This is a genomic window from Pseudomonas sp. 1D4 (assembly GCF_001728925.1).
Taxonomy (GTDB): domain Bacteria; phylum Pseudomonadota; class Gammaproteobacteria; order Pseudomonadales; family Pseudomonadaceae; genus Metapseudomonas; species Metapseudomonas otitidis.
This window is the reverse complement of sequence record NZ_LXJQ01000001.1, coordinates 1-21,686: the sequence shown is the minus strand read 5'-3', so window position 1 is coordinate 21,686 and position 21,686 is coordinate 1. Positions and strand designations below refer to the sequence as shown.

Here is a 21,686-nt window from a genome sequence, read left to right as displayed (position 1 = left end):
GGGTGTTTTGACGGTGGAGTAGGAGCGAGCTCTGCTCGCGAACCGGCTGCTGCGGACGCGGCTGTGTAGGGGCGAATTCATTGGCCCGCTTCCGGCCGGGCATAGGGCCGCTGCGCGGCCCTTGGCGACTGAAGTCGCCCCTACAGGGGTGGATGGCGCTCTTTCCATCCACCCATCGATGCCACCGAAAGGCGCCCAACAAAAAGCCCGGCACAAGGCCGGGCTCCTTCGTTAGCGGGGGACTCAGACGTCGTCCAGCATCGCCTTGTTGCGCACGGCGCCCTTGTCGGCACTGGTGGCCAGCAGGGCGTAGGCCTTGAGGGCGGTGGAGACCTTGCGGGCGCGGGGCTGCGCGGGTTTCCAGCCTTTCTTGTCCTGCTCGACGCGGCGGGCGGCCAGCTCTTCATCGGACACCAGCAGGTTGATGCTGCGGTTGGGGATGTCGATCAGCACCTTGTCGCCGTCCTTCACCAGGCCGATGGCGCCACCGGCGGCGGCTTCTGGAGAGGCGTGGCCGATGGACAGGCCCGAGGTGCCGCCGGAGAAGCGGCCGTCGGTGAGCAGGGCGCATTGCTTGCCCAGGCCCTTGGACTTCAGGTAGCTGGTGGGGTACAGCATTTCCTGCATGCCCGGGCCGCCTTTCGGGCCTTCGTAGCGGATGATGACGATGTCGCCTGGCTTCACTTCGTCAGCGAGGATGCCCTTCACGGCGCCGTCCTGGCTTTCGAAGATCTTCGCGGTGCCTTCGAACACGTGGATGGATTCGTCCACGCCGGCGGTCTTCACCACGCAGCCGTCCAGGGCGATGTTGCCGTAGAGCACGGCCAGGCCGCCCTCCTGGGAATAGGCGTGCTCGACGGAGCGGATGCAGCCGTTGGCGCGGTCGTCGTCCAGGCTGTCCCAGCGGGTGCTCTGGCTGAAGGCGACCTGGGTCGGGATGCCGGCCGGGCCTGCCTTGAAGAAGGTGTGCACGGCTTCGTCGTCGGTCTGGGTGATGTCCCACTGGGCGATGGCGTCGGCCATGCTCGGGCTGTGCACGGTGGGCACGTCGGTGTGCAGCAGGCCGCCACGGGCCAGCTCGCCGAGGATGCTGAAGATGCCGCCGGCACGGTGCACGTCTTCCATGTGGTACTTCTGGATGTTCGGCGCCACCTTGCACAGTTGCGGCACCTTGCGCGACAGGCGATCGATGTCGCGCAGGTCGAAGGCCACTTCCGCCTCCTGGGCGGCAGCCAGCAGGTGCAGGATGGTGTTGGTGGAGCCGCCCATGGCGATGTCCAGGGTCATGGCGTTCTCGAACGCCTTGAAGCTGGCGACGTTGCGCGGCAGCACGGAGGCGTCGCCTTCGCCGTAGTAGCGCTGGCACAGCTCGACGGCCAGGCGGCCGGCACGCAGGAACAGTTGCTCGCGGTCGCTGTGGGTGGCCAGGGTGGAGCCGTTGCCCGGCAGCGACAGGCCCAGGGCCTCGGTCAGGCAGTTCATGGAGTTGGCGGTGAACATGCCGGAGCAGGAGCCGCAGGTGGGGCAGGCGCTGCGCTCGTACTCGGCGACCTTCTCGTCGGAGCAGGAGTCGTCGGCGGCCACCACCATGGCGTCCACCAGGTCCAGGCCGTGGTTGGCCAGCTTGGTCTTGCCGGCTTCCATCGGGCCGCCGGAAACGAACACCACGGGGATGTTGAGGCGCAGGGCAGCCATCAGCATGCCGGGGGTGATCTTGTCGCAGTTGCTGATGCAGACGATGGCGTCGGCGCAGTGGGCGTTGACCATGTACTCCACGGAGTCGGCGATGATCTCGCGGCTCGGCAGGGAATAGAGCATGCCGTCGTGGCCCATGGCGATGCCGTCGTCCACGGCGATGGTGTTGAATTCCTTGGCCACACCGCCGTGCTTCTCGATCTCGCGGGCGACCAGTTGGCCCAGGTCCTTCAGGTGCACGTGGCCGGGCACGAACTGGGTGAAGGAGTTGGCGATGGCGATGATCGGTTTCTTGAAGTCTTCGTCCTTCATCCCGGTGGCGCGCCAGAGGGCGCGGGCGCCGGCCATGTTGCGGCCGTGGGTGGAGGTCTTCGAGCGGTAATCGGGCATTTCGATGTCCTGCAGGCTGATCAGGTAATGGTCGTGTCGTGAGCGTGAAGGTGCCGGTGGAGAGGGGATGTACCCGTCGTGTCCGGAGATGGCGTGAGGGCGCTGCGGGATCACCGTGCGCTCGGCCGGGGCTCACTGGCCCGCCTGAGGGTGTGGCAGGGGAATCGGGATTCTAATCCCAGGCAGGCGCTGGGCGGAAGGCCGGCGCGACCGGTGCTCAGGGCTGCCGGTGACAGGCCTGCATCAGCGCGTCGGCACTGTGCAGCAACGTGCCGTAGTGGCCGAGGCCGGGCTGCCAGCGCAGGGTGGCGGCACGCAGGTGCTGCACCAGCCCTCGGGCCATGCCCGGTGGCGCCCAGCGGTCGTCCTCGCCGTGCCAGAGGCTGACGGGTGCCGCCAGGTTGTCCAGCTCATCGGCCCAGGGCTGGCAGTAAAGCTGCACATCCCGCAGGTAGGCGCTTGGTCCTTCGGCCAGGGCGCCTTCAAGCACGGCCTTCAACCGGGGGCGCTGTTCCCGGGCGAGGTGGCGCTCGGCACGGCCGACGCCCTGGAACAGCAGGCGTGCCAGCAGCCCCGGGGCGTGCCGGGCCAATGCGCATTGCACGCGGGTGATCCGTGCCAGGCGTTCGGGGTGGCGCTGGGCGAGGCGGAAGGTGTGGCGTCCGGCGCCCATGCCGTCCCAGCTCTGTGGCCATTCCAGCGGTGCGGCAGTGGAGACCAGCAGGCACTGCAGGTCAGCACCGGGCAATGCCGCGGCGACGCGCAAGGCGAGGTGCGCGCCGATGGAGAAGCCCACCAGGCTGGCGGGTTGCCCGTCCAGGGTGTTGGCCGCCCAGTCGATCAGGGTGTGGAGGTAGTCGTGCCCGGTCCGGCCCGGTGCCAGGCTGGCGCGGTCAAGGGCGAGCAGGTGGATACCGTAGCGCTGGGCGGCGGCCTCCAGCCAGCAGGCCTCCCGGGCGCAGCCCGGGGTGCCGTGGAAGTACAGGGCCAGGGGGCCGTCGGCGCTGCCGAAGGCCCGGACCTGCGGGGCGCTCATGCTCAGCTGTTGGGCAGCAGGCGGACGGTGAGGCTCTTGATGTAGCGGGTCTCGGCGATGGCCGGGTGAACCGGGTGGTCCGGGCCCTGGCCGCCGCGCTCCAGCAGCTGGATGTTGCGGTCCAGGTGACGGGCGCTGCCGAGCAGGATGTTCTGCAGGTCGTCCTCGGGCAGGTGCATGGAGCAGGAGGCGCTGACCAGGATGCCGTCCTTGTTCAGCAGGCGCATGGCCTGTTCGTTGAGGCGGCGGTAGGCGGCCTCGCCGTTCTTCAGGTCCTTCTTGCGCTTGATGAAGGCCGGCGGGTCGGCCACCACCACGTCGAAGCGCTCTTCGGCGGCCTTCAGCTCCTTGAGGGCTTCGAACACGTCGCCTTCCACGCAGGTGATCTTCTCGGCCACGCCGTTGAGGGTGGCGTTGCGCTCGACGCCGTCGAGGGCGAAGCCGGAGGCGTCGACGCAGAACACTTCACTGGCGCCGAAGGCCGCGGCCTGCACGCCCCAGCCGCCGATGTAGCTGAACAGGTCGAGCACGCGCTTGCCTTCCACGTAGGGGGCCAGGCGGGCGCGGTTCATGCGGTGGTCGTAGAACCAGCCGGTCTTCTGGCCTTCCAGCACCGGGGCTTCGAACTTCACGCCGTTCTCTTCCAGGGCGACCCACTCGGGCACCATGCCAAAGGCGGTGTCCACGTAGCGCTCCAGGCCTTCGGCATCACGGGCGGCGGAGTCGTTCTTCCACAGCACGCCACGGGGTTTGAGCACCTGCACCAGGGCATCCAGCACGGCGTCCTTGTTGCGCTCCATGGCGGCGGAGGCCAGTTGCACCACCAGGTGGTCGCCGAAGCGGTCCACCACCAGGCCGGGGAGCAGGTCGGAGTCGCCGTAGACCAGGCGGTAGAAGGGCTTGTCGAACAGGCGCTCGCGCAGGCTCAGGGCGACGTTGAGGCGGTGCACCAGCAGGGACTTGTCCAGCACGTGCTTGACGTCGCGGGAGACCAGGCGGGCGCAGATCAGGTTGTTCGGGCTCAGGGCGACCACGCCCAGCGGCTTGCCGCCGGCGGCTTCGAGGATGGCCTGGTCGCCTGGCTGGAAGGCGTTCAGCGGGGTGGCGACCACGTCCACCTCGTTGCTGTAGACCCACAGGTGGCCGGCGCGCAGGCGTCGATCGGCATTGGCTTTGAGGCGCAGGCTGGGCAGGGACATGGGTCGCTCTCCGGAAAAAAGAGCGGAAGTATACCCGAAGGCGCCCGCCGAGCCTGCTACCGGCGGGCGTCGGCTCAGGCGGCCAGGGCCTGGCGGGGGCCGGTCAGTTCTACCTGTTGGGTGTCGTCGGTAACCTGCAGCGCCACGCGCTTGCCCTTGATCGAGGGGTTCATGCTGCCTCCTGTCCGTGTTGGGGGCATGCAGGTTCCGAGCCGTGGTGCCGACGGAAAGTTCAGCTCAAAGGAGTGTTCTGGCCATCGCCGGCTAGAGTTAGACTGTCGTCCCGAATTACCCACCCTTGGTCTCCGTTGTCATGGCCCAAGAACTCTCCGCCGAACAGATCCGCCACTTCCTCCAGGGGATCAGCGTGCCGCCGCAGCCGCAGATCATGGTGGACCTGCAGATGGAACAGGTCATGCCCAACCCGGACCTGCGCACCATCGCCAAGCTCATCAGTCACGACCCGGGGCTTTCCGGGGCGCTGCTGAAGATCGTCAACTCGCCGTTCTACGGGCTGACCAATCGCATCGCCTCGATCCAGCAGGCGGTGAACCTGCTGGGCTGCAACACGGTGATCAACCTGATCAACGCGCAGTCGATCAAGGGCGAGATGAGCGACGAGACCATCGTCACCCTCAACCGCTTCTGGGACACCGCCCAGGACGTGGCCATGACCTGCCTGACCCTGGCCAAGCGCATCGGCTACCAGCAGGCGGACGAAGCCTACGCGCTGGGGCTGTTCCACAACTGCGGCATCCCGCTGATGCTCAAGCGCTTCCCGGACTACATGGTGGTGCTGGAGGAGGCCTACGCCAGCGCCTGCGACGAGCGCCGCATCGTCGACACCGAGAACCGCCTGCTGAACACCAACCACGCGGTGGTGGGCTACTTCACCGCGCGTTCCTGGCGCTTGCCGGAGCACCTGTGCGAGGCCATCGCCAACCACCACAACGCCCTGGCGATCTTCAGCGACGACTCCGGTCGCGACGCGCCGCTGAAGACGCTGCTGGCGATCCTGAAGATGTCCGAGCACATCTGCTCGTCGCACCTGGTCCTGGGAGGCCAGGCGGACGACCACGAGTGGCACAGCATCCACCGGCTGGTGCTCGACTACGTCGGTCTCTCCGACTACGACTTCGACAACCTCAAGGAAAACATCCGCGAACTGGGCGCCAACTGAGCGCCCTCCCCGCTGTCTGCCGAGATCCACATGCCTGAACTACCCGAAGTCGAAACCACGCGGCGGGGCATCGCTCCCTACCTCGAAGGGCAGCGCGTGAGTCGCGTCGTCGTGCGTGAGCGCCGCCTGCGCTGGCCGATTCCCGAGGACCTGGACGTGCGCCTGTCCGGGCAGCGCTTCGTCGCCGTCGAGCGGCGGGCGAAGTACCTGCTGCTGCAGGCCGAGGCGGGAACGCTGATCAGCCACCTGGGCATGTCCGGCAGCCTGCGCCTGGTGGAAGCCGGGCTGGAGGCCGCGCGCCACGAGCACGTGGACATCGAGCTGGAGTCGGGCCTGGCGCTGCGCTACACCGACCCGCGCCGCTTCGGGGCGCTGCTCTGGAGCCTCGATCCACACGGGCACGAGCTGCTGCGCAACCTGGGGCCCGAGCCGCTGACCGATGCCTTCGATGGCGAGCGGCTGTTCAGCCTGTCCCGCGGACGCAGCATGGCGGTGAAGCCCTTCATCATGGACAACGCGGTAGTGGTGGGCGTGGGCAACATCTACGCCACCGAGGCGCTGTTCGCCGCCGGCATCGACCCGCGCCGGGAGGCCGGCAGCGTGTCCCGCGCCCGCTACCTGAAGCTCGCCGGGGAGATCAAGCGCATCCTCGCCAATGCCATCGAGCGCGGCGGCACCACGCTGCGGGACTTCGTCGGCGGCGATGGCCAGCCCGGCTACTTCCAGCAGGAGCTGTTCGCCTACGGGCGTGGCGGGGACTTCTGCAAGGTCTGCGGCTCCACCCTGCGGGAGGTCAGGCTGGGCCAGCGCGCCAGCGTCTACTGCCCCCGCTGCCAGCGCTAGGGGCTGCTACCGACACCTGCCGAGAACAAGAACAAGAGGTGAACGATGTCCGGCAACTACCTGCCCCGCAATGCGCTTGCGGAGGCACTCGGCCATGCCGTCTTCCGGCTCATGGGCTGGCGCATCGAGGGGCAGCTTCCGCCCCTCGACAAGTTCGTGGTGATCGGCGCCCACCACACATCCAACTGGGATTTCGTGCTGTTCATCGCTGCCAAGTTCATCCTGCGGTTGAACGCCCGCTGGTTCGGCAAGCACAGCATCTTCCGCTGGCCCTTCGGCGCGCTGATGCGCTACTGGGGCGGCATTCCCATCCGCCGGCACCTGAAGCTCAACACCGTGGAGCAGGCGATCGAGGCCTTCGCCGAACACCGCCAGTTCATCCTGGTGCTGTCGCCGGAGGGCACGCGGCGCAAGGTAGAACGCTGGAAGAGCGGCTTCTACCACATCGCCTGCGGGGCCGGCGTGCCCATCGTGCCGGCGGCCCTGGACTTCCAGCACCGGCGCATCGTCATCGGTGCGCCGTTCCAGCCCACCGGGAACGAGGAGGCCGATCTGCGCCAGTTGCTGGCGTTCTACCGCCCCTATGTGCCGAAGAATCCCGACTACGCTTTTAACGGCGATTGATGGCCGTCACGCTGACAAGGCAAACGGCGCTGTTATAGTTAGCCGCACGATTACTCCTACAAATAGCCGAAGGATTGCATCATGAACCTGTTTCGCACTTCCGCTGCCGTCCTGGCGCTGACCACCGGCCTCATGGCGCTCCCGGCGCAGGCCGAGACGGTGCAGCAGCAGAATGTCAGCGGCGACCCCACCTACACCGTCAGTGCTCCGTCCGGTTTTGCCATGGCCGGTGACCTGCTCATCGCCCGTCCGCTGCTGATCGGCGCCACGGCCATCGGTGCCGGCCTGTTCGTGGTCAGCCTGCCGTTCAGCGCCCTGGGCGGTAATGTGGGCGCCGCCGGCAAGGCACTGGTGGTGGAGCCGGGTCGCGAGGCCTTCGTCCGTTGCCTGGGCTGCACCAGCAGCGGCTACCAGAAGGACTGATCCGTTTCGGCTGCGGCCGTCAGGCCGTCCACGGCCCCTTGCCCGCTAACGGGCAAGGGGCCGTTTGCATTGGGGCCGTCACGGGACCGGCTTCGCCAGGGATGGGGGATGTGAATGAAGGGTGGGCAACTGATCGCGCTGCTGGTGCTGGGGGCGGCCGGATTGGCGGCGAGCTTCTGGTACAGCCCGGGCTGGCTGCAGTTGTGCGCCGGGCTGGCACTGTTCCTGTTCGGCATGCAGTGCCTGGAGGACGGGCTGCGGCAGCTGGCCGGCGGCAAGCTGGAGCAGGTGCTGGCCCGCAGCACCGCGACGCCCTTCAAGGGGCTGATGTTCGGCGTGGGCGGCACGCTGTTGCTGCAGTCGAGCACCCTGGTGGCGCTGCTCACCATCGCTTTCATCAGCACCGGGCTGATCCAGTTGGCCGGCGGCATCGCCATCCTCTTCGGCGCCAACCTCGGCGCCACCAGCGGCATCTGGCTGCTGGCCATGGCCGGGCAGAACCTCAGCCTCTCGCCGCTGGCCCTGCCGTTGCTGGTGTTCGGGGTGCTGGCCGGGTTCATCGGCCCGCGCAGCAAGGCCGCCGGGCGCATCGTGCTGGGTATCGCCTTCGTCTTCCTCGGCATCGATCAGATCAAGGAGGGTTTCTCCACCTTCGGCGACGGCTTCGACATGACCGGGCTGCGGGTCGATGGCGTGCTCGGTAGCCTGCTGTTCATGGCGGTGGGGATGTTGGTGACCGTGGTGCTGCAGTCCAGCCATGCGGCGCTGATGCTGACCCTCGCGGCGCTCGCCGGTGGCCAATTGGAGCTGGGCCAGAGCCTGGCGATCGCCATCGGCTCCAATGTCGGCAGCAGCGTCACCACGGCCTTCGTTGGCTCCCTTGGGGGCAACCGTAGCGGCCAGCGACTGGCCCTGGCCCACGTGCTGTTCAACCTGGTGAGCGCGGTGGTGGCCTTCGCCCTGCTTTCGCCGCTGACCTGGCTGGTGCGGGCCCTGGCCGAGCCGGTGGGCCTGGAAGGCAATGCGCTGATCCAGCTGGCGATGTTCCACACCCTGTTCAACGCCCTGGGCGTAGCCCTGTTCTGGCCCTGGCAGCAACGCCTGGCCGGCGCTCTGGTGCGTTGGCTGCCGGATCGCGAGGAGCCCCAGGTGCTGATCACCGAGCTGGCGACCGGACCGGTGGAGCCGGAGCGCACCACTGCGCGCTACCTGAGCGCCCGGGCGCTGGACTCCTCCGAGGCGGCCTGCAGTGCCGTGCTGCAGGAGCTGCGCCACCTGGGGCGACTGAGCCTGGAGGTGATCTGCCATGCGCTCTACCTGCCGGTGGACCAACTCAACCGCTCGCACCCGGACGAGGACGCCTTGCAGATCATCCCTGAGCGCCTGCACCTGGATGCCGAGGCGCTCTACCAGCGCCATGTGAAGGGCGTCTACGGCGACCTGCTGAGTTTCATGGGGCGCCTGGAAGTGCAGTTGGACGAACCCCACCAGCGTCTCTGGCTGAGCTGCCAGGTGGCGGCCCTGCAACTGGTGGATGCGGTGAAGGACGCCAAGCACCTGCAGAAGAATCTTGGCCGCTACCTCGGCGAAGGCCCCTCGGCGGTACGTGATGCCTACCTGGACCTGCGCCGGCACCTGCTGGGCGCCTTGCAGAAGGTGCGTGAGCTGGGGCGTTCGGAGCTGCCCGAGGAGGTCTGGAACCAGCACCTGGAGTGGCTGGACGAGCAAGCGGCAGCCTTCGACGGGGCCTTCCGCGAACACCTGTTCGCGGCGGTGCGTGCGGGGCAACTGGATGGCTTGCAGACCAGCTCGCTGATGAACGACCTGGGCTATGCCAGCCGCATCATCCAGAGCCTGCGCAACGTGCTGATGATCGGTCAGGGGCAGGGGCTGTTCAGCGTGATGCGCACGCTCGAAGACGAGGGCGAGGGGAGCCTCATCGAGCTCCGCTGACCGCCTCAGGTGCCCGGGGTGACAGAGTTTCCGCCAGGCCCACGCCCCTTGGGTCGCTGGCCACCTCGATCTGCCCGCCGCGCTTGTCCCAGAGCAGCACCTGCTGGTTGCCGTAGCGGCGGTTCACCTGCTTGAGGCTGTAGCCACGGGTCTGCAGCTCGGCCTTCTCGGCAGCGCTGAAGGTGTCCGGCTCATGCTCGATCACGTCCGGCAGGTACTGGTGGTGGTAGCGCGGCGCGGCTGCCCAGCGGTTCACGGGCTGGTCGTCGAGGTATTCGAGGATCGACAGCAGCACCATGCTGGGGATGCGGCTGCCGCCGGGGGTGCCGAAGGCGGTGAACTGCGCGTCGCTCTCGATGAAGGTGGGGCTCATGCTCGACAGCGGGCGCTTGCCGGCGGCCACGGCGTTGGCCTGGCTGCCGGCCAGGCCGTAGGCATTGGCGCCGTTGGGATCGGCGGCGAAGTCGTCCATCTCGTTGTTGAGCAGCACACCGGTGCCGGGCGGCACGAAGGCGGCGCCGAAGGGCAGGTTCACCGAGAGGGTGGCGGCCACCGCGTTGCCGTCCTGGTCGATGACCACGAAGTGGGTGGTATGGTCGCCCTCGCGCCAGGCGGGCGCGGGCGGCAGGCTGGCGCTGGGGGTGGCCCGGTGTGGGTCGATGCCGGCGGCGAGCTGCTTGAGGTAGGCCGGTGCCAGCAGGTTGTCCAGCGGGTTGCGGACGAAGTCCGGGTCGCCCAGCAGGCCCCGGTCGCGGTAGGCGCGGCGCAGCGCCTCGACTACGTAGTGGGTGCGTTGCAGGCGGCCACCGTCGCGCCAGGGCAACTGCTGCAGCATCGCCAGGCTCTGGGCCAGGGCCACGCCACCGGCGGAGGGTGGCGGTGCGCCGATCAGTTCGCGGCCATCGGCCAGGGGGTAGCGCAGCGGCTGGCGTTCCACCACGCGGTAGCTGTCCAGGTCCTTCAGGGTCCAGATGCCGCCGGCCTTGCGCACACCGGCCACCAGCTTCTCGGCAGTCTCGCCGGCGTAGAAGCCGGCCTTGCCGTAGCGCGCCAGGCGCTCCAGGGTCCGTGCCAGCTCCGGCTGGCGCAGCAGGCTGAATTCTTCGGGCACCTGGCCCTTGGGGTCGAGGAAGATGCGCGCGGTCTCGGGGTCGTCGCGCATGGCGGCGACGCGGAAACCGGCGCGTTCGATGTACATCCGGTCCACGGAGATGCCGTCCTTTGCCAGGCGGATCGCCGGAGCCAGGCTGTCGGCCAGGGGCAGGCGGCCATGGTGGCCGGCCAGGTCCGCCAGGGCGGCGGGCAGGCCGGGAATGGCAGCGGCCAGCGGCCCGTTGATGGACAGCTGCGGCTGCACCTTGCCGTCGCGCACGTAAAGGTCGGGGCGGGCGGCCAGGGGCGCGCGTTCGCGGGCGTCGAGGAACAGGTATTCGGGCTTGGCGCCACCCTTGCGCAGCAGGAAGAACCCGCCGCCGCCGAGGCCCGAGCCATGGGGCTCTGTGACTGCCAGGGCGGCGCTTATGGCGACGGCGGCGTCGAAGGCATTGCCGCCCAGGGCCAGGGTTTCCAGGCCGGCAACGGTGGCGGCGGGCTGGGCGCTGGCGACGGCGGCGCGTTGTGGGGCGGCAGCCTGGAGGGCGCTGCTGGCCAGCAGGGCCAGGGCCGCGATCAGCCTCCGCTGCCAGGGCCTGCCGAGCACCGGGCTGCCCATGCCGGTCAGGCCTTGCCGGTGAGCTTGAGGTACTTGGCCATCAGCTCGTCGCGGCTTTCGACGTTGGCGTCGTCGAGGGGAATGCAGTCCACCGGGCAGACCTGCTGACACTGCGGTTCGTCGTAGTGGCCGACGCACTCGGTGCAGAGGTTGGGGTCGATGACGTAGATCTCTTCACCCTGGGAGATGGCGCCGTTGGGGCACTCGGGTTCGCAGACGTCGCAGTTGATGCAATCGTCGGTGATCTTGAGGGACATGGAACAACTCCAGCCGTCCAAACACGGCGGTCTATCGGAACAGGAGCGGAATTGTGCCGGAATGCGGGGGCCGGCGCACCACCTGTGCGCGCCGGCCGGCGGTCAGCGCTTGAAGCGCTCGGCCAGGGCGTCGGCCACGGCGGGGTGGACGAACTTGCTGATGTCGCCGCCCAGGGCCGCGATTTCGCGCACCAGGGTGGAGGAGATGAAGGAGTACTTCTCGGACGGGGTGAGGAACATGCTTTCCACGTCCGGGGCGAGCTGGCGGTTCATGTTGGCCAGCTGGAATTCGTACTCGAAGTCGGAGACGGCGCGCAGACCACGGAGGAACACGTTGGCGTTCTGTTCCTTGACGAAGTGCGCCAGCAGGGTGGAGAAGCCCACCACTTCGACGTTGGGCAGGTGCTTGGTGACTTCCTTGGCCAGCCCGACGCGCTGCTCCAGGGAGAACAGGGGGTTCTTCTTGGGGCTGGCGGCGACCGCGATGATCACGGTGTCGAACAGGCGGGAAGCACGCTCGATCAGATCGGCATGGCCCTTGGTAATCGGGTCGAAGGTGCCCGGATACAGCACTCGGTTCATCGCTACGTCCTGGGGTGGGTCCGTAAGGGAGTCGGATGGTAGCGCAGGCCGCACCCAGCGGCAAAGGCGCACAGGTGTGGTTCATGTGGTCCGTCGGATGCCGGGCCCGCCGGGCGCGGGCCCGGGGGCGTCAGGCCTTGCCCAGGCGCTTGGCCAGCTCGGTGGAGAGCTGGGCGGTGAGGCCGTAGACCGACAGCTGAGGGTTGGCGCCGATGCTGGTGGGGAACAGCGAGCCGTCGTGGATCGACAGGTTCTCCAACTGGTGGTGGCGTCCGAGGCTGTCGGTGACGGCCTGCTTCGGGTCTTCGCCCATGGCGCAGCCGCCCATGACGTGGGCGCTGCCCAGGCGGGTGCGGTACAGCTCCAGGGGCAGGCGGTCGATCAGTTCGCGGGCTTCGGCCGGGGTCTTCACGTAGTCGGCGTCGGCGTGCAGCGGCAGCACGGCCTTGGCGCCGGCGGCGAACTGGATCTCGGCCATGGTGTGGAAGGCCCGGCGCAGGCCGTCCCAGGTGTAGTCGGTGAGGCGGTAGTCGAGCACCGGGCTGCCGTCGCCGCGCAGCTCCACGGTGCCTTCGGCGCTCTCCGGGTGGAAGCCGTCGCGCAGCAACGCCAGCATCACGTTGGTGTGGGGCAACTGCTCCATGCGCAGGGCGTTGTCCTCGCCGAAGCGGCCGAGCAGGGTGGCGGTGAGCGCCGGTTGTAGCGGCGGCACTTCGAGCTTGTAGGACATGCGCCCGGTGGTGCCGTCGTCCCACTGGTAGTGGTCGGAGTAGATGGACTGCGGCGCGCCGTAGAACGGGTTGATGACCTGGTCGAACTGCGCGGCGGAGAAGTTCACCAGGTGCAGGAAGGTGCGCTTGCCGGTGCGGCCGTGGGGGTCGGGGGCGTCGGAGCGCAGCAGCAGGCCGGGGGTGTTGATGCCGCCGCCGGCCAGCACGTAGTGGCGGGCCTTGACGGTGATGGTGCGGCCGGTGGGGGCGACGCAGCGCTCGTCCATGGCCTGGCATTCGATGCCGGTGACCGTGTCGCCCTGGATCAGCAGGCGCTGGGCGCGGGCCAGGTAGAGCAGCTCGCCGCCCTTGTCGAGGGTGGCGGGGATGGTGGTGACCAGCATCGACTGCTTGGCGTTGGTCGGGCAGCCCATGCCGCAGTAGCCGAGGTTCCAGCAGCCGCGCACGTTGCGCGGGATGACCTTCCAGTGCAGGCCGAGCTTCTCGCAGCCCTGGCGCAGCACGTCGTTGTTGGCGTTCGGCGGGATGGCCCAGGGCGCGACGCCCAGGCGCTGTTCCATCTTCTCGAACCAGGGGGCCATCTCGGCCGGGCTGTGCCCTTTGACGCCGTGCTCCTTGGCCCAGTGTTCCAGGGTCGGCTCGGGGGTGCGGAAGCTGGAGGTCCAGTTCACCAGGGTGGTGCCGCCGACGGCACGGCCTTGCATGATGGTGACGGCGCCGTCCTTGGACATGCGGCCGATGCCTTCCTGGTAGAGGGAGGGGTAGGCCTCGGCTTCCTGCATCTTGAAGTCGCTGCTGGTCTTCAGCGGGCCTTCTTCGATGATCAGCACCTTGTAGCCGGCGGCGCTGAGGATCTCGGCGGTGGTGCCGCCACCGGCGCCGCTGCCGACGATGGCGACGTCGGCTTCCAGGGTCAGGTCCTGCTCCAGGCGGGAGCCGTTGTGGGTTTTCCAGCCGCGGGCCAGGCCCTCGGCGAACAGATCAGGTACGGGCATCAGCTCAATCCTCGGTCGCGCCGGCCGGCCTGGCGGTCGGGGCGCGGGGTTCTTGTTGTGGTAGCGGCGCTCAGACGGTCGGCGGACCGGGGTAGCCGCAGTGCGCCCAGGCTTCCTGCCGGCTGTACCAGGCCATCATCACCAGCTGCAGCAGGGAGGCGTGCCCCATCTTCAGCAGGCCGATGAAGCTGTTCTGCCAGCGCGAGAGGAAGTTGCGCACGTCGTCGGCGCTGGCGTTCTCCCAGCTGCCCCAGATGCCGGTGAGCGGGCCCCGTGTGATGGGCAGGGCGAGCACGTCGAACAGCTGCACGGTGAGCTTGAGCATCTCCGGGGAGAGGTGGGCCAGGGCGTTGTCCAGGCTCTGGAGGGTGCCGGCGACGGCCTGGGGCATCTGCTCGGCGGCGACGGCGCCGGCGAGCATCACCGGGATCAGCGCCTTCAGGCAGGGCAGGTCGGAGTCCCGCAGCACGACCATGCCGTTGGCCGGTGTTGAGGCGGAGCAGCCGGTGAGGGTGGCGGTGACCCCGGCGGTGGCGAGGAATGCGCCGCCGACGAGGCCGACTTTCAGCAGGCCGCGCCGGGTAAGCCCCGGCGCTTGGAGGGTGGTGTCTGTCATTGTTGTTATGACCCCGTCAAATCCCTTGCAGGTTTAGCGAACGAACAGCTTGTAGACCAGTTTCTGGATGGCTTTGCCGTAAGGCGGGTAGATCATCCGGGCGGCGTTAAAGCGCTGCTTGGCGAACACCGCCTTGGCCTTGCTGAAGGTGAGGAAGCCTTCATGACCGTGGTAGTGGCCCATGCCGGACGGGCCGATGCCGCCGAAGGGCATGTCGTCCTGGGCGACGTGCAGCAGGGTGTCGTTCAGGCAGACGCCGCCGGAGTGGGTCTGTTCCAGCACGTGCTGCTGCTCGCGCTTGTCGTAGCCGAAGTAGTAGAGGGCCAGCGGGCGCGGGCGCTGGTTGACGTAGGCGAGGGCATCGTCGAGGCGGTCGTAGGGCACCACCGGCAGCAGCGGGCCGAAGATCTCGTCCTGCATCAGCTTCATGTCGTCGTTCACGTCCAGCACCAGGGTGTGGGCCAGGCGGCGGGCCTGGTCGCCGGGGAACAGCGGGATGAGCCGCGCGCCCTTGGCTTCGGCGTCCTGCAGGTAGCCCTTCAGGCGCTGCAGCTGGCGCTCGTTGATGATGGCGGTGTAGTCGGGGTTGTCCGCCAGCTTCGGGTAGAAGCGGTTGACCGCCTCGCGGTAGGCGTCGATGAAGCCCTGCACGCGGTCCCGCGGGACCAGCACGTAGTCGGGGGCGACGCAGGTCTGGCCGGCGTTCATGGTCTTGCCGAAGGCGATGCGCTCGGCGGCGTCCGCCAGGGGGACGCCGGCGGAGACGATGGCCGGCGACTTGCCGCCCAGCTCCAGGGTCACTGGGGTGAGGTTCTCGGCGGCGGCGCGCATCACCTGGCGGCCGATGCTGGTGGCGCCGGTGAACAGCAGGTGGTCGAAGGGCAGCTTGGAGAAGGCGACGCCCACGTCGGCCTCGCCCAGCACCACGGCGACCTGGTCCTCGGGGAAGATGCGCGCCATCAGTTCCTTGAACAGCTGGGAGGTGGCCGGGGTGGATTCGCTCATCTTGATCATCACCCGGTTGCCGGCGGCCAGCGCACCCACCAGCGGGCCGATGGCGAGGAACAGCGGGTAGTTCCACGGCACGATCACGCCGACCACGCCCAGGGGCTGGTAGACCACCTTGGCGGAGGCGGGCTGGAAGGCCAGGCCGACGGCGCGGCGGGAGGGCTTCATCCAGCGGCGGATGCGGCGGCGGGCGTAGTGGATGCCGTGCAGGCTGGGCATGATCTCGGCCAGCAGGGTCTCGTCCGCCGAGCGGTTGCTGAAATCCTGGCTGACGGCGCGGATCAGGGCGTCCTGCTCGTTGAAGATCAGGTCGCGCAGTGACTGCAGCCACTGCATGCGCTGCTCGGCGCTGGGCATCGGGTGGTTGCCATAGGCGGCACGTTGGCGGGCGAACAGTTCTTCCAGCTGACTGATCTGCTGCTGGGTCTGCTGCAGGTAGGCGACATCGGCGACCATGGCGGCACCTCTTCGTTATTGTTGGACATGCCGATTTCTAGAGTAATTGCTCTAGAGTGTCAAATAGCATGACGCGGCCGGCTGACGCTTGCCTACCAAACGAAAAGTTGGGCTGCCCGCCCCCGGGGCGCCGATTCACGGCCTCTGGGTAGTTTTGTTACCCTCGGCCACCTTTTTGGCGCCTGTGAGACCGACCCGCCCATGGCCCCACGCATCAAGACCCGCGAACGCATCGTGCAGAGCAGCCTGGAGCTGTTCAACGCCCAGGGCGAGCGGACGGTCACCACCAACCACATCGCCGCCCACCTGGGGATGTCACCGGGCAACCTGTACTACCACTTCCGCAACAAGCAGATGATCATCGCGGAGCTGTTCGCCGAGTACGAGGCGCGGGTAGATACCTTCCTGCGCCTGCCCCAGGACCGCCCGCTGAACATGGACGACAAGACCTTCTACCTGGAGGCGCTGCTGGCGGCCATGTGGCACTACCGCTTCCTGCACCGCGACCTGGAGCACCTGCTGGAGTCCGATGACGATCTGGCGGCGCGCTACCGGGTGTTCGCCCAGCGCTGCCTGGGGCATGCCCAGGCGATCTACCGGGGCTTCGTCGAGGTGGGGATTCTGCGCATGGATGCGGCGCAGATCGAGGCGCTGGCGCTGAACAGCTGGATCATCATGACCTCCTGGGTGCGCTTTCTCTGCACCACCCGCAGCGCCCCGGGCGACCTGGACCAGCGCCTGCTGATGCGCGGCATCTACCAGGTGCTGGCGCTGGAGGCGGGCTACGTCACCGAAGGCTGCCGGGAGGCCGTGGCGACGCTCCAGACCCGCTTGTTCGTGCCGCTGGAGCAGGTGGTGCCGCCGCTGGCCTGACGTTGGCCTGGCGCAGGCCTGTCAGCGCGGCAGCGCGGCCAGCCAGGCGGGGATGCGCCGTTCCAGGTAGTAGTCGGGCTGGCGCGGCGAACCGCCGATGAAGCCCACATGACCTCCTTTGTCGTGCAGCTCCAGTCGGGTGCTGGCGGACAGCTCGTGGGCCTCCGGCACGCTGTGGCGGAACACGAAGGGGTCGTCCGCCGACTGGATCAGCAGCGTCGGCACCTGGATGGCACCGAGGAAGAAGCGGCTGGAGGCGCGCCGGTAGTAGTCGTCGGCATCGGCGTAGCCGTGCAGCGGCGCGGTGATGCGCCCGTCGAAGTCCCAGAAGGTGCGCAGGCCGTCCAGCGGGCCGAGCTGCTCCAGCACCGACAGGCGGTCGGCCATGCCCTGGTGGGCGAACAGGCGCTGCTTGTCGCGCACGTAGGCAACCATCTCGCGCATGAAGTGCCGCTGGTAGACCCTGGAGAAGCCCAGGCCGATGCGGTCGGCGCACTGGTCCAGGCGGAACGGCACCGACACCGCCACCGCACCTTGCAGCGGGCAGGCCTCGCCGGATTCCCCCAGGTACTTCAGCAGCACGTTGCCGCCCAGGGAGTAGCCCACCGCATGGAGCGGCGCCAGGGGGCGGGTGCGGCGCAGGTGTTCGACGGTGGCGGCCAGGTCCTCGCTGGCGCCGGAGTGGTAGCCCCGGGGCAGCAGGTTGGGCTCGCCGGAGCAGCCGCGCCAGTTGATCGCCACGCTGGCCCAGCCCTGCTGCGCCAGGCGCTGCTGCAGGCCGAGCACGTAGAGCGAGCTGGACGAGCCGGTCAACCCGTGCAGCACCAGCACCAGCGGGGCATGGGCGTCATGGGGGCCGTACCAGTCCAGGTCGATGAAGTCGCCATCCTCCAGCCACAGGCGCTCGCGCTGGCGCTCCAATTGGGGCGGGTTGCGGAAGAAGGGCGACCACAGCGTCTGCAGGTGCGGGCCGGGCAGCCACCAGGCGGGGCGGAAGTCGTTCACGCGGTGCGGTGCCAGAGGGCGTAGTGGACGTTGCCGGTCTTCTTCTCCCGGTGCAGTCGCCAGTTGCCGGGCAGGCCGAGTGAGGACGGTGCGGCTTCGCTTTCGGTGTACACCCAGGCGTCGTTGGCCAGCCAGCCGCGCTCTTCCAGCAACGTACACACCGGTTGCAGCAGGCCGAGGTTGAACGGCGGGTCGAGGAACACCAGGTCGTAGGGCGTCGCGGCCTGGTTGGCCAGGTAGCGCAGGGCGTCGGCCTGCAGCAGTTGGCCGGTGCCGCAGCGCAGGGTGTCCAGGGTGCTGCGCAGGGCGGCCACCGAGTCGGGGTTGAGGTCCAGCGCCAGGGCTTCGCGGGCGCCACGGGAGAGCGCTTCCAGGTAGAGCGCGCCGCTCCCGGTGAAGGGGTCCAGCACCCGCGCGCCCGCTATATGGGGGGCGAGCCAGTTGAACAGCGTCTCGCGGACCCGATCAGGCGTCGGACGCAGGCCGGGGCCGTCGGGGAAGGCGAAGCGGCGCGAACGCCACTCGCCGCCGATGATGCGCAGCTGGCCCTGGCCGCCATGGGCCGGGGGCTTCTTCGGGGATCGTATGGCCATCAGTGCTCCGGAATGCCAAAGCTGGGTTTGAAGCGCTTCTCGGTCGGTGCCGGCAGTTCCTTCTGGGGAACCGTGGGGCCGGCGGTGACGATGATGAAACGGTCCGGGTCGAGGTGGCGGGCCATGGCCGCCTTCACCTGCTCGACGCTGAGGCCCTGGACCTGCTTCATGAAGTCTTCCAGGTAGGTCAGCGGCAGGCCGTAGAAGCCGATGGCGCCCAGTTGGCCGACGATGTCGGCGTTGCTGGCGGTGGACAGCGGGAAGCTGCCGGCCAGCTCGCGCTTGGCGTCGTCCAGCTCCTTCTGGGTCGGGCCCTGGGCCAGGTAGTCGCGGACGATGTCCTTGACCAGCTTGAGGGTGCCGTCGCTGAGTTCGGCGCGGGTCTGCAGGCCGATCATGAACGGGCCCTGCACCTGCATGGCGGTGAAGCCGGAGCTGACGCCGTAGGTGAGGCCGCGCTTCTCCCGCACTTCTTCCATCAGGCGGGTGCCGAAGCCGCCACCGCCGAGGATCTGGTTGCCCAGGTAGAGCGCGGCATAGTCCGGTTCGGCGCGGTCGATGCCGAGCTGGGCCAGCAGCAGGTGGGTCTGCGCCGAGGGGAATTCGATGTGGGTGGTGCCGGGCTCCGGCACCTTGGGCGCCTCGGTCCTGGCCAGGCGCGGGCCCTTGGGCAGTGCCTGGGAAACGCGGTTGGCGATGGCCTCGGCTTCCTCGCGGGACAGGTCGCCGACCAGGGCGATCACCACGTTGCCGGCGGCGTAGCCCTTCTGGTGGAAGGCCTTGAGCTGGGCAACGGTGATGCCCGGCACGCTCTTCGCGTCGCCTTCGCTGGGGTGGGCGTAGGGGTGCTGGCCGTAAAGCTTCTCGAACAGGGCGAGACCGGCGAGCTTGCCGGGGTTCTGCTTCTGGTACTCGAAGCCGGCGAGCATCTGGTTCTTGATGCGGGCCAGGGAGTCCTCGGGGAAGGTCGGCGCGCCCACCACCTGGGTGAACAGCTCCAGGGCCGGCTCGCGCTGGGTCGGGTCGGTGAGGCTGCGCAGGCCGGCGATGGCCATGTCGCGGTAGGCGCCGTTGCTGAAGTCCGCACCCAGGCCTTCGAAGCCCTGGGCGATGGCGGTGACGTCCTTGCCCTTCACGCCTTCGTTGAGCATGGCGTTGGTCAGGGTGGCCAGGCCGGGGGTGTCACCGTCCTGGCTGCTGCCGGCGGCGAAGGTCAGGCGCAGGTCGAACATCGGCAGCTCGGGGGCGGCGACGAACAGCACGCGAGCGCCTTCGGCGGTTTCCCACTGCTGGATGTCCAGCTTGCGGCTGGCCGGGGCCTTGCCGTCGAGTTCGGCGATGGAGGCCAGCTTGGGGGCGTCGCTCGCCTCGGTGGCGGCCACGGCCTCCCGGGGGCGGTTGACGATCAGGACGAGCACGCCCAGCAGGGCGATCAGGGCCAGGCCGAGCAGGCCGTAACGCAGGCCGTTGCGCTCACTCATGGCGGGGTTCCTCGGGCAGTACGTGGGCGACGCTGAGGCGGTCGCGGGTGAAGAAGGTGCGGGCAGCGGCCTGGATATCCGCCGGGGTGACGGCTTCCAGGGCGGCGAGGTCCTGGTCCATCAGGCGCCAGGACAGGCCGACGGTCTCCAACTGGCCGATGGTGGTGGCCTGGCTGGTGATGGAGTCACGCTCGTAGACCAGGCCGGCGATGACCTGTGCGCGCACGCGCTGGAGTTCGTCTTCGCTGGGCGGCGTCTGCTTGAGGGCCTCCAGCTCACGCCAGAGGCCGGCTTCGGCCTGCTCCAGGGTCTTACCCTTCTGGGTGTTGGGGGTGGCGCTGAGGGTGAACAGGCTGTCGCCCCGGCTGTAGCCGTCGTAGCTGGCGGAGGCACCGCTCACCAGTTCTTCGCCGCGCTCCAGGTGGCTGGGCAGGCGCGCGCTGTAGCCACCGTCCAGCAGGGCCGAGGCCAGGCGCAGGGCGTGTACCTGGCGGGCGTCCTTGGCGGTGGCCAGGCTGGGCACGTTGAAGGCCATCATCAGGCTGGGTAACTGGGTTTTCACATGAAGGACGAGGCGCCGCTCGCCAGGGGCAGGCAGCTCCAGGGGCTGCTTCGCCGGCGGCACCGGGCGCGCGGGGATGGCGCCGAACCAGCGCTGGGCCAGGGCCTTGACCTCCTCACCGGTGACGTCGCCCACCACTACCAGGGTGGCGTTGTTGGGCACGTACCAGGCTTCGTACCAGTGGCGCAGCTCCTCGACCTTCATGCGTTCGAGGTCGGCCATCCAGCCGATGGTGGGGGTGTGGTAGCCGCTGGCCGGGTAGGCCATGGCCTTGAAGCGTTCGAAGGCCTTGGCGCCGGGGCGATCGTCGGTGCGCAGGCGGCGCTCTTCCTTGATCACCTCGATCTCGCGCTGGAACTCCTCGGGCGGCAGGCGGAGGCTGGCCATGCGGTCGGCCTCCAGCTCGAAGGCCACACCGAGGCGGTCCTTGGCCAGTACCTGGTAGTAGGCGGTGTAGTCGTCGCTGGTGAAGGCGTTCTCCTCCGCGCCGAGGTCGCGCAGGACGAGGGATGCCTCGCCGGGGCCAAGCTTGCTGCTGCCCTTGAACATCATGTGTTCGAGGGCGTGGGAGAGGCCGGTCTGCCCGGGCGTCTCGTAGCTGGAACCGACCTTGTACCAAAGTTGTGAAACCACCACGGGGGCCCTGTGGTCTTCTCTGACGATGACTTTCAGGCCGTTTTCGAGGGTGTATTCATGGGTGGGTTGGGTCTCGGCGGCGAAGGCCGCCATGGGCAGCAACAGGCTGCCGAGCAGCAGGCCGGTGGCCTGGCGGGTGATTGCTTTCATCAATACTGGGGACCTGTCCGACGGGCCCGCTGGGCGTACCGCCTGCGGGCGAAGAGGTGCTAGGATACTCCATCCTTTTCCGGCGCGGCCAAGCTGTCGGGCCAGGCCCGCAGCGGCCGCTCCTTGAGATGCAAGCTACCCATGTTTGGTTCCAACGACGACAAGAAGACGCCGGCCGAGTCGGCCGAGAAGAAATCCCTGTTCGGCTGGTTCCGCCGCAAGTCCCAGGACGCGGCATCGGCGCAGCCTGAGCCCACCCCTGAAGCCGCACCGGCTGTCGAAACCGCCGAGGTTCCGACACCCGCTCTGGCGCCCGAGCCGGTGAGCGCCGCTCAGCCCGAGTCGGTTGCGCCCGCGCCCATCATCCCCGAGCCTGTTGCACCTGCACCTGCACCTGCACCTGCACCTGCACCTGCACCTGCACCTGCACCGGAAGTGGTCGCCCCCGCCGAGCCGACAGTGCCCGTCGAACCGGTTGCGCCGGTCGAGCCCGTCGTGGCCCAGGCCGAGCAGCCCGTTGCAGAGGTCCCCGCCGTGGCGCCCTCGCCGGCGCCGGTTGCCGTGCCGGTGGAACCGCTGCCCGAGGTGGCGGCGGTCGTTCCGGCTGCCGAGGCTCAGCCCGTGGCCGAGGCCGTCCCCGAGGCGGTTGCACCGGTGGTCCCCGAGGCGGCCCGCGCCGGCTTCTTC

19 protein-coding genes and 1 pseudogene are annotated in these 21,686 nt (G+C 68.6%); 7 read left to right on the top strand and 13 right to left on the bottom strand.

The features are described from left to right. Window positions 1-243 precede the first annotated feature (243 nt). The 3 genes from ilvD to A7D27_RS00090 form a co-directional block, all read right to left on the bottom strand. Entirely contained in the window at window positions 244-2,085 is a 1,842-nt protein-coding gene (gene ilvD, locus A7D27_RS00100; RefSeq protein WP_069563767.1) for a dihydroxy-acid dehydratase, read from the bottom strand. A 217-nt stretch (window positions 2,086-2,302) separates the two neighbouring features. Beyond that, on the bottom strand, window positions 2,303-3,121 hold the full coding sequence (locus A7D27_RS00095; protein WP_069563766.1) for an alpha/beta fold hydrolase: 819 nt from the start codon (window positions 3,119-3,121) through the stop codon (window positions 2,303-2,305). Window positions 3,122-3,123: 2 nt separating this feature from the next. Beyond that, on the bottom strand, window positions 3,124-4,320 hold the full coding sequence (locus A7D27_RS00090) for a class I SAM-dependent rRNA methyltransferase (RefSeq protein ID WP_069563765.1): 1,197 nt from the start codon (window positions 4,318-4,320) through the stop codon (window positions 3,124-3,126). 367 nt (window positions 4,321-4,687) lie between these two features. On the opposite strand from A7D27_RS00090, the gene A7D27_RS00085 reads away from it, so the two are divergent. The 5 genes from A7D27_RS00085 to A7D27_RS00065 all read left to right on the top strand — a co-directional run bounded on the left by A7D27_RS00085 (window position 4,688) and on the right by A7D27_RS00065 (window position 9,343). After that, window positions 4,688-5,500, top strand: coding sequence for an HDOD domain-containing protein (locus A7D27_RS00085; RefSeq protein WP_165664898.1), 813 nt, complete (start codon window positions 4,688-4,690; stop codon window positions 5,498-5,500). 30 nt (window positions 5,501-5,530) lie between these two features. Next, a complete protein-coding gene (mutM, locus tag A7D27_RS00080; protein WP_069563764.1) occupies window positions 5,531-6,343 on the top strand; it encodes a bifunctional DNA-formamidopyrimidine glycosylase/DNA-(apurinic or apyrimidinic site) lyase in 813 nt (270 codons plus the stop codon). 45 nt (window positions 6,344-6,388) lie between these two features. After that, window positions 6,389-6,967: a lysophospholipid acyltransferase family protein gene (locus A7D27_RS00075; RefSeq protein ID WP_044403642.1), complete on the top strand. Its 579-nt coding sequence runs from the start codon at window positions 6,389-6,391 to the stop codon at window positions 6,965-6,967. An 81-nt stretch (window positions 6,968-7,048) separates the two neighbouring features. Continuing rightward, window positions 7,049-7,390, top strand: coding sequence for a multidrug transporter (locus A7D27_RS00070; protein WP_069559223.1), 342 nt, complete (start codon window positions 7,049-7,051; stop codon window positions 7,388-7,390). 114 nt (window positions 7,391-7,504) lie between these two features. Next, window positions 7,505-9,343: a Na/Pi cotransporter family protein gene (locus A7D27_RS00065; protein ID WP_069563763.1), complete on the top strand. Its 1,839-nt coding sequence runs from the start codon at window positions 7,505-7,507 to the stop codon at window positions 9,341-9,343. Here the strand turns inward: A7D27_RS00065 and ggt are convergent. The 6 genes from ggt to A7D27_RS00035 all read right to left on the bottom strand — a co-directional run bounded on the left by ggt (window position 9,327) and on the right by A7D27_RS00035 (window position 15,699). Continuing rightward, a complete protein-coding gene (ggt, locus tag A7D27_RS00060) occupies window positions 9,327-11,054 on the bottom strand; it encodes a gamma-glutamyltransferase (protein ID WP_069563762.1) in 1,728 nt (575 codons plus the stop codon). The two genes, A7D27_RS00065 and ggt, sit on opposite strands and share 17 nt — an antisense overlap. A gap of 5 nt (window positions 11,055-11,059) precedes the next feature. Continuing rightward, window positions 11,060-11,311, bottom strand: coding sequence for a YfhL family 4Fe-4S dicluster ferredoxin (locus A7D27_RS00055; protein ID WP_044403636.1), 252 nt, complete (start codon window positions 11,309-11,311; stop codon window positions 11,060-11,062). A gap of 102 nt (window positions 11,312-11,413) precedes the next feature. Next, window positions 11,414-11,893, bottom strand: coding sequence for a pantetheine-phosphate adenylyltransferase (coaD, locus tag A7D27_RS00050; protein ID WP_044403635.1), 480 nt, complete (start codon window positions 11,891-11,893; stop codon window positions 11,414-11,416). 130 nt (window positions 11,894-12,023) lie between these two features. Further along, the gene (locus tag A7D27_RS00045; RefSeq protein WP_069559220.1) at window positions 12,024-13,619 is read right to left on the bottom strand and encodes a GMC family oxidoreductase; all 1,596 of its coding nucleotides are present in this window, start codon (window positions 13,617-13,619) and stop codon (window positions 12,024-12,026) included. Window positions 13,620-13,689: 70 nt separating this feature from the next. Then, window positions 13,690-14,235 (bottom strand): twin-arginine translocation pathway signal protein, encoded by a 546-nt coding sequence (locus A7D27_RS00040; RefSeq protein ID WP_069559219.1) that lies wholly within the window; start codon window positions 14,233-14,235, stop codon window positions 13,690-13,692. Between the two features lie 33 nt (window positions 14,236-14,268). After that, window positions 14,269-15,699 carry a coniferyl aldehyde dehydrogenase gene (locus A7D27_RS00035; protein ID WP_069563761.1) on the bottom strand — a complete coding sequence of 477 codons (1,431 nt, stop codon included), beginning with the start codon at window positions 15,697-15,699 and terminating at the stop codon, window positions 14,269-14,271. Between the two features lie 201 nt (window positions 15,700-15,900). Here A7D27_RS00035 and A7D27_RS00030 point away from each other — a divergent pair, with 201 nt between their 5' ends. Then, window positions 15,901-16,572: a TetR/AcrR family transcriptional regulator gene (locus tag A7D27_RS00030; protein WP_069559218.1), complete on the top strand. Its 672-nt coding sequence runs from the start codon at window positions 15,901-15,903 to the stop codon at window positions 16,570-16,572. Between the two features lie 21 nt (window positions 16,573-16,593). Here the strand turns inward: A7D27_RS00030 and A7D27_RS00025 are convergent, their stop codons facing one another. From A7D27_RS00025 to A7D27_RS00010, 4 genes are read right to left on the bottom strand one after another with little or no spacing between them, the layout of a single operon-like run. After that, on the bottom strand, window positions 16,594-17,577 hold the full coding sequence (locus tag A7D27_RS00025) for a hydrolase (protein WP_069563760.1): 984 nt from the start codon (window positions 17,575-17,577) through the stop codon (window positions 16,594-16,596). After that, window positions 17,574-18,170, bottom strand: coding sequence for a 16S rRNA (guanine(966)-N(2))-methyltransferase RsmD (gene rsmD, locus A7D27_RS00020; protein WP_069563759.1), 597 nt, complete (start codon window positions 18,168-18,170; stop codon window positions 17,574-17,576). The genes A7D27_RS00025 and rsmD overlap by 4 nt, the downstream gene beginning before the upstream one ends. Further along, entirely contained in the window at window positions 18,170-19,651 is a 1,482-nt protein-coding gene (locus A7D27_RS00015; protein ID WP_069563758.1) for a pitrilysin family protein, read from the bottom strand. Before A7D27_RS00015 ends, rsmD begins: the two co-directional genes overlap by 1 nt. After that, complete coding sequence (locus A7D27_RS00010; protein WP_069563757.1) at window positions 19,644-20,999, bottom strand: pitrilysin family protein; 1,356 nt, start codon at window positions 20,997-20,999, stop codon at window positions 19,644-19,646. Before A7D27_RS00010 ends, A7D27_RS00015 begins: the two co-directional genes overlap by 8 nt. A 141-nt stretch (window positions 21,000-21,140) precedes the next feature. Between A7D27_RS00010 and A7D27_RS28230 the strand changes: the two are divergent. Further along, window positions 21,141-21,686 (top strand): annotated as a pseudogene (locus tag A7D27_RS28230) (signal recognition particle-docking protein FtsY); the annotation flags it as partial.

Excerpts from the sequence above, each read along its gene's own strand:
- ilvD (WP_069563767.1), bottom strand. The coding sequence starts at position 2,085 with ATGCCCGATTACCGCTCGAAGACCTCCACCCACGGCCGCAACATGGCC.
- A7D27_RS00095 (WP_069563766.1), bottom strand. The coding sequence starts at position 3,121 with ATGAGCGCCCCGCAGGTCCGGGCCTTCGGCAGCGCCGACGGCCCCCTG.
- A7D27_RS00090 (WP_069563765.1), bottom strand. The coding sequence starts at position 4,320 with ATGTCCCTGCCCAGCCTGCGCCTCAAAGCCAATGCCGATCGACGCCTG.
- mutM (WP_069563764.1), top strand. The coding sequence starts at position 5,531 with ATGCCTGAACTACCCGAAGTCGAAACCACGCGGCGGGGCATCGCTCCC.
- A7D27_RS00075 (WP_044403642.1), top strand. The coding sequence starts at position 6,389 with ATGTCCGGCAACTACCTGCCCCGCAATGCGCTTGCGGAGGCACTCGGC.
- A7D27_RS00070 (WP_069559223.1), top strand. The coding sequence starts at position 7,049 with ATGAACCTGTTTCGCACTTCCGCTGCCGTCCTGGCGCTGACCACCGGC.
- A7D27_RS00065 (WP_069563763.1), top strand. The coding sequence starts at position 7,505 with ATGAAGGGTGGGCAACTGATCGCGCTGCTGGTGCTGGGGGCGGCCGGA.
- ggt (WP_069563762.1), bottom strand. The coding sequence starts at position 11,054 with ATGGGCAGCCCGGTGCTCGGCAGGCCCTGGCAGCGGAGGCTGATCGCG.
- A7D27_RS00055 (WP_044403636.1), bottom strand. The coding sequence starts at position 11,311 with ATGTCCCTCAAGATCACCGACGATTGCATCAACTGCGACGTCTGCGAA.
- coaD (WP_044403635.1), bottom strand. The coding sequence starts at position 11,893 with ATGAACCGAGTGCTGTATCCGGGCACCTTCGACCCGATTACCAAGGGC.
- A7D27_RS00045 (WP_069559220.1), bottom strand. The coding sequence starts at position 13,619 with ATGCCCGTACCTGATCTGTTCGCCGAGGGCCTGGCCCGCGGCTGGAAA.
- A7D27_RS00040 (WP_069559219.1), bottom strand. The coding sequence starts at position 14,235 with ATGACAGACACCACCCTCCAAGCGCCGGGGCTTACCCGGCGCGGCCTG.
- A7D27_RS00035 (WP_069563761.1), bottom strand. The coding sequence starts at position 15,699 with ATGGTCGCCGATGTCGCCTACCTGCAGCAGACCCAGCAGCAGATCAGT.
- A7D27_RS00030 (WP_069559218.1), top strand. The coding sequence starts at position 15,901 with ATGGCCCCACGCATCAAGACCCGCGAACGCATCGTGCAGAGCAGCCTG.
- rsmD (WP_069563759.1), bottom strand. The coding sequence starts at position 18,170 with ATGGCCATACGATCCCCGAAGAAGCCCCCGGCCCATGGCGGCCAGGGC.
- A7D27_RS00015 (WP_069563758.1), bottom strand. The coding sequence starts at position 19,651 with ATGAGTGAGCGCAACGGCCTGCGTTACGGCCTGCTCGGCCTGGCCCTG.
- A7D27_RS00010 (WP_069563757.1), bottom strand. The coding sequence starts at position 20,999 with ATGAAAGCAATCACCCGCCAGGCCACCGGCCTGCTGCTCGGCAGCCTG.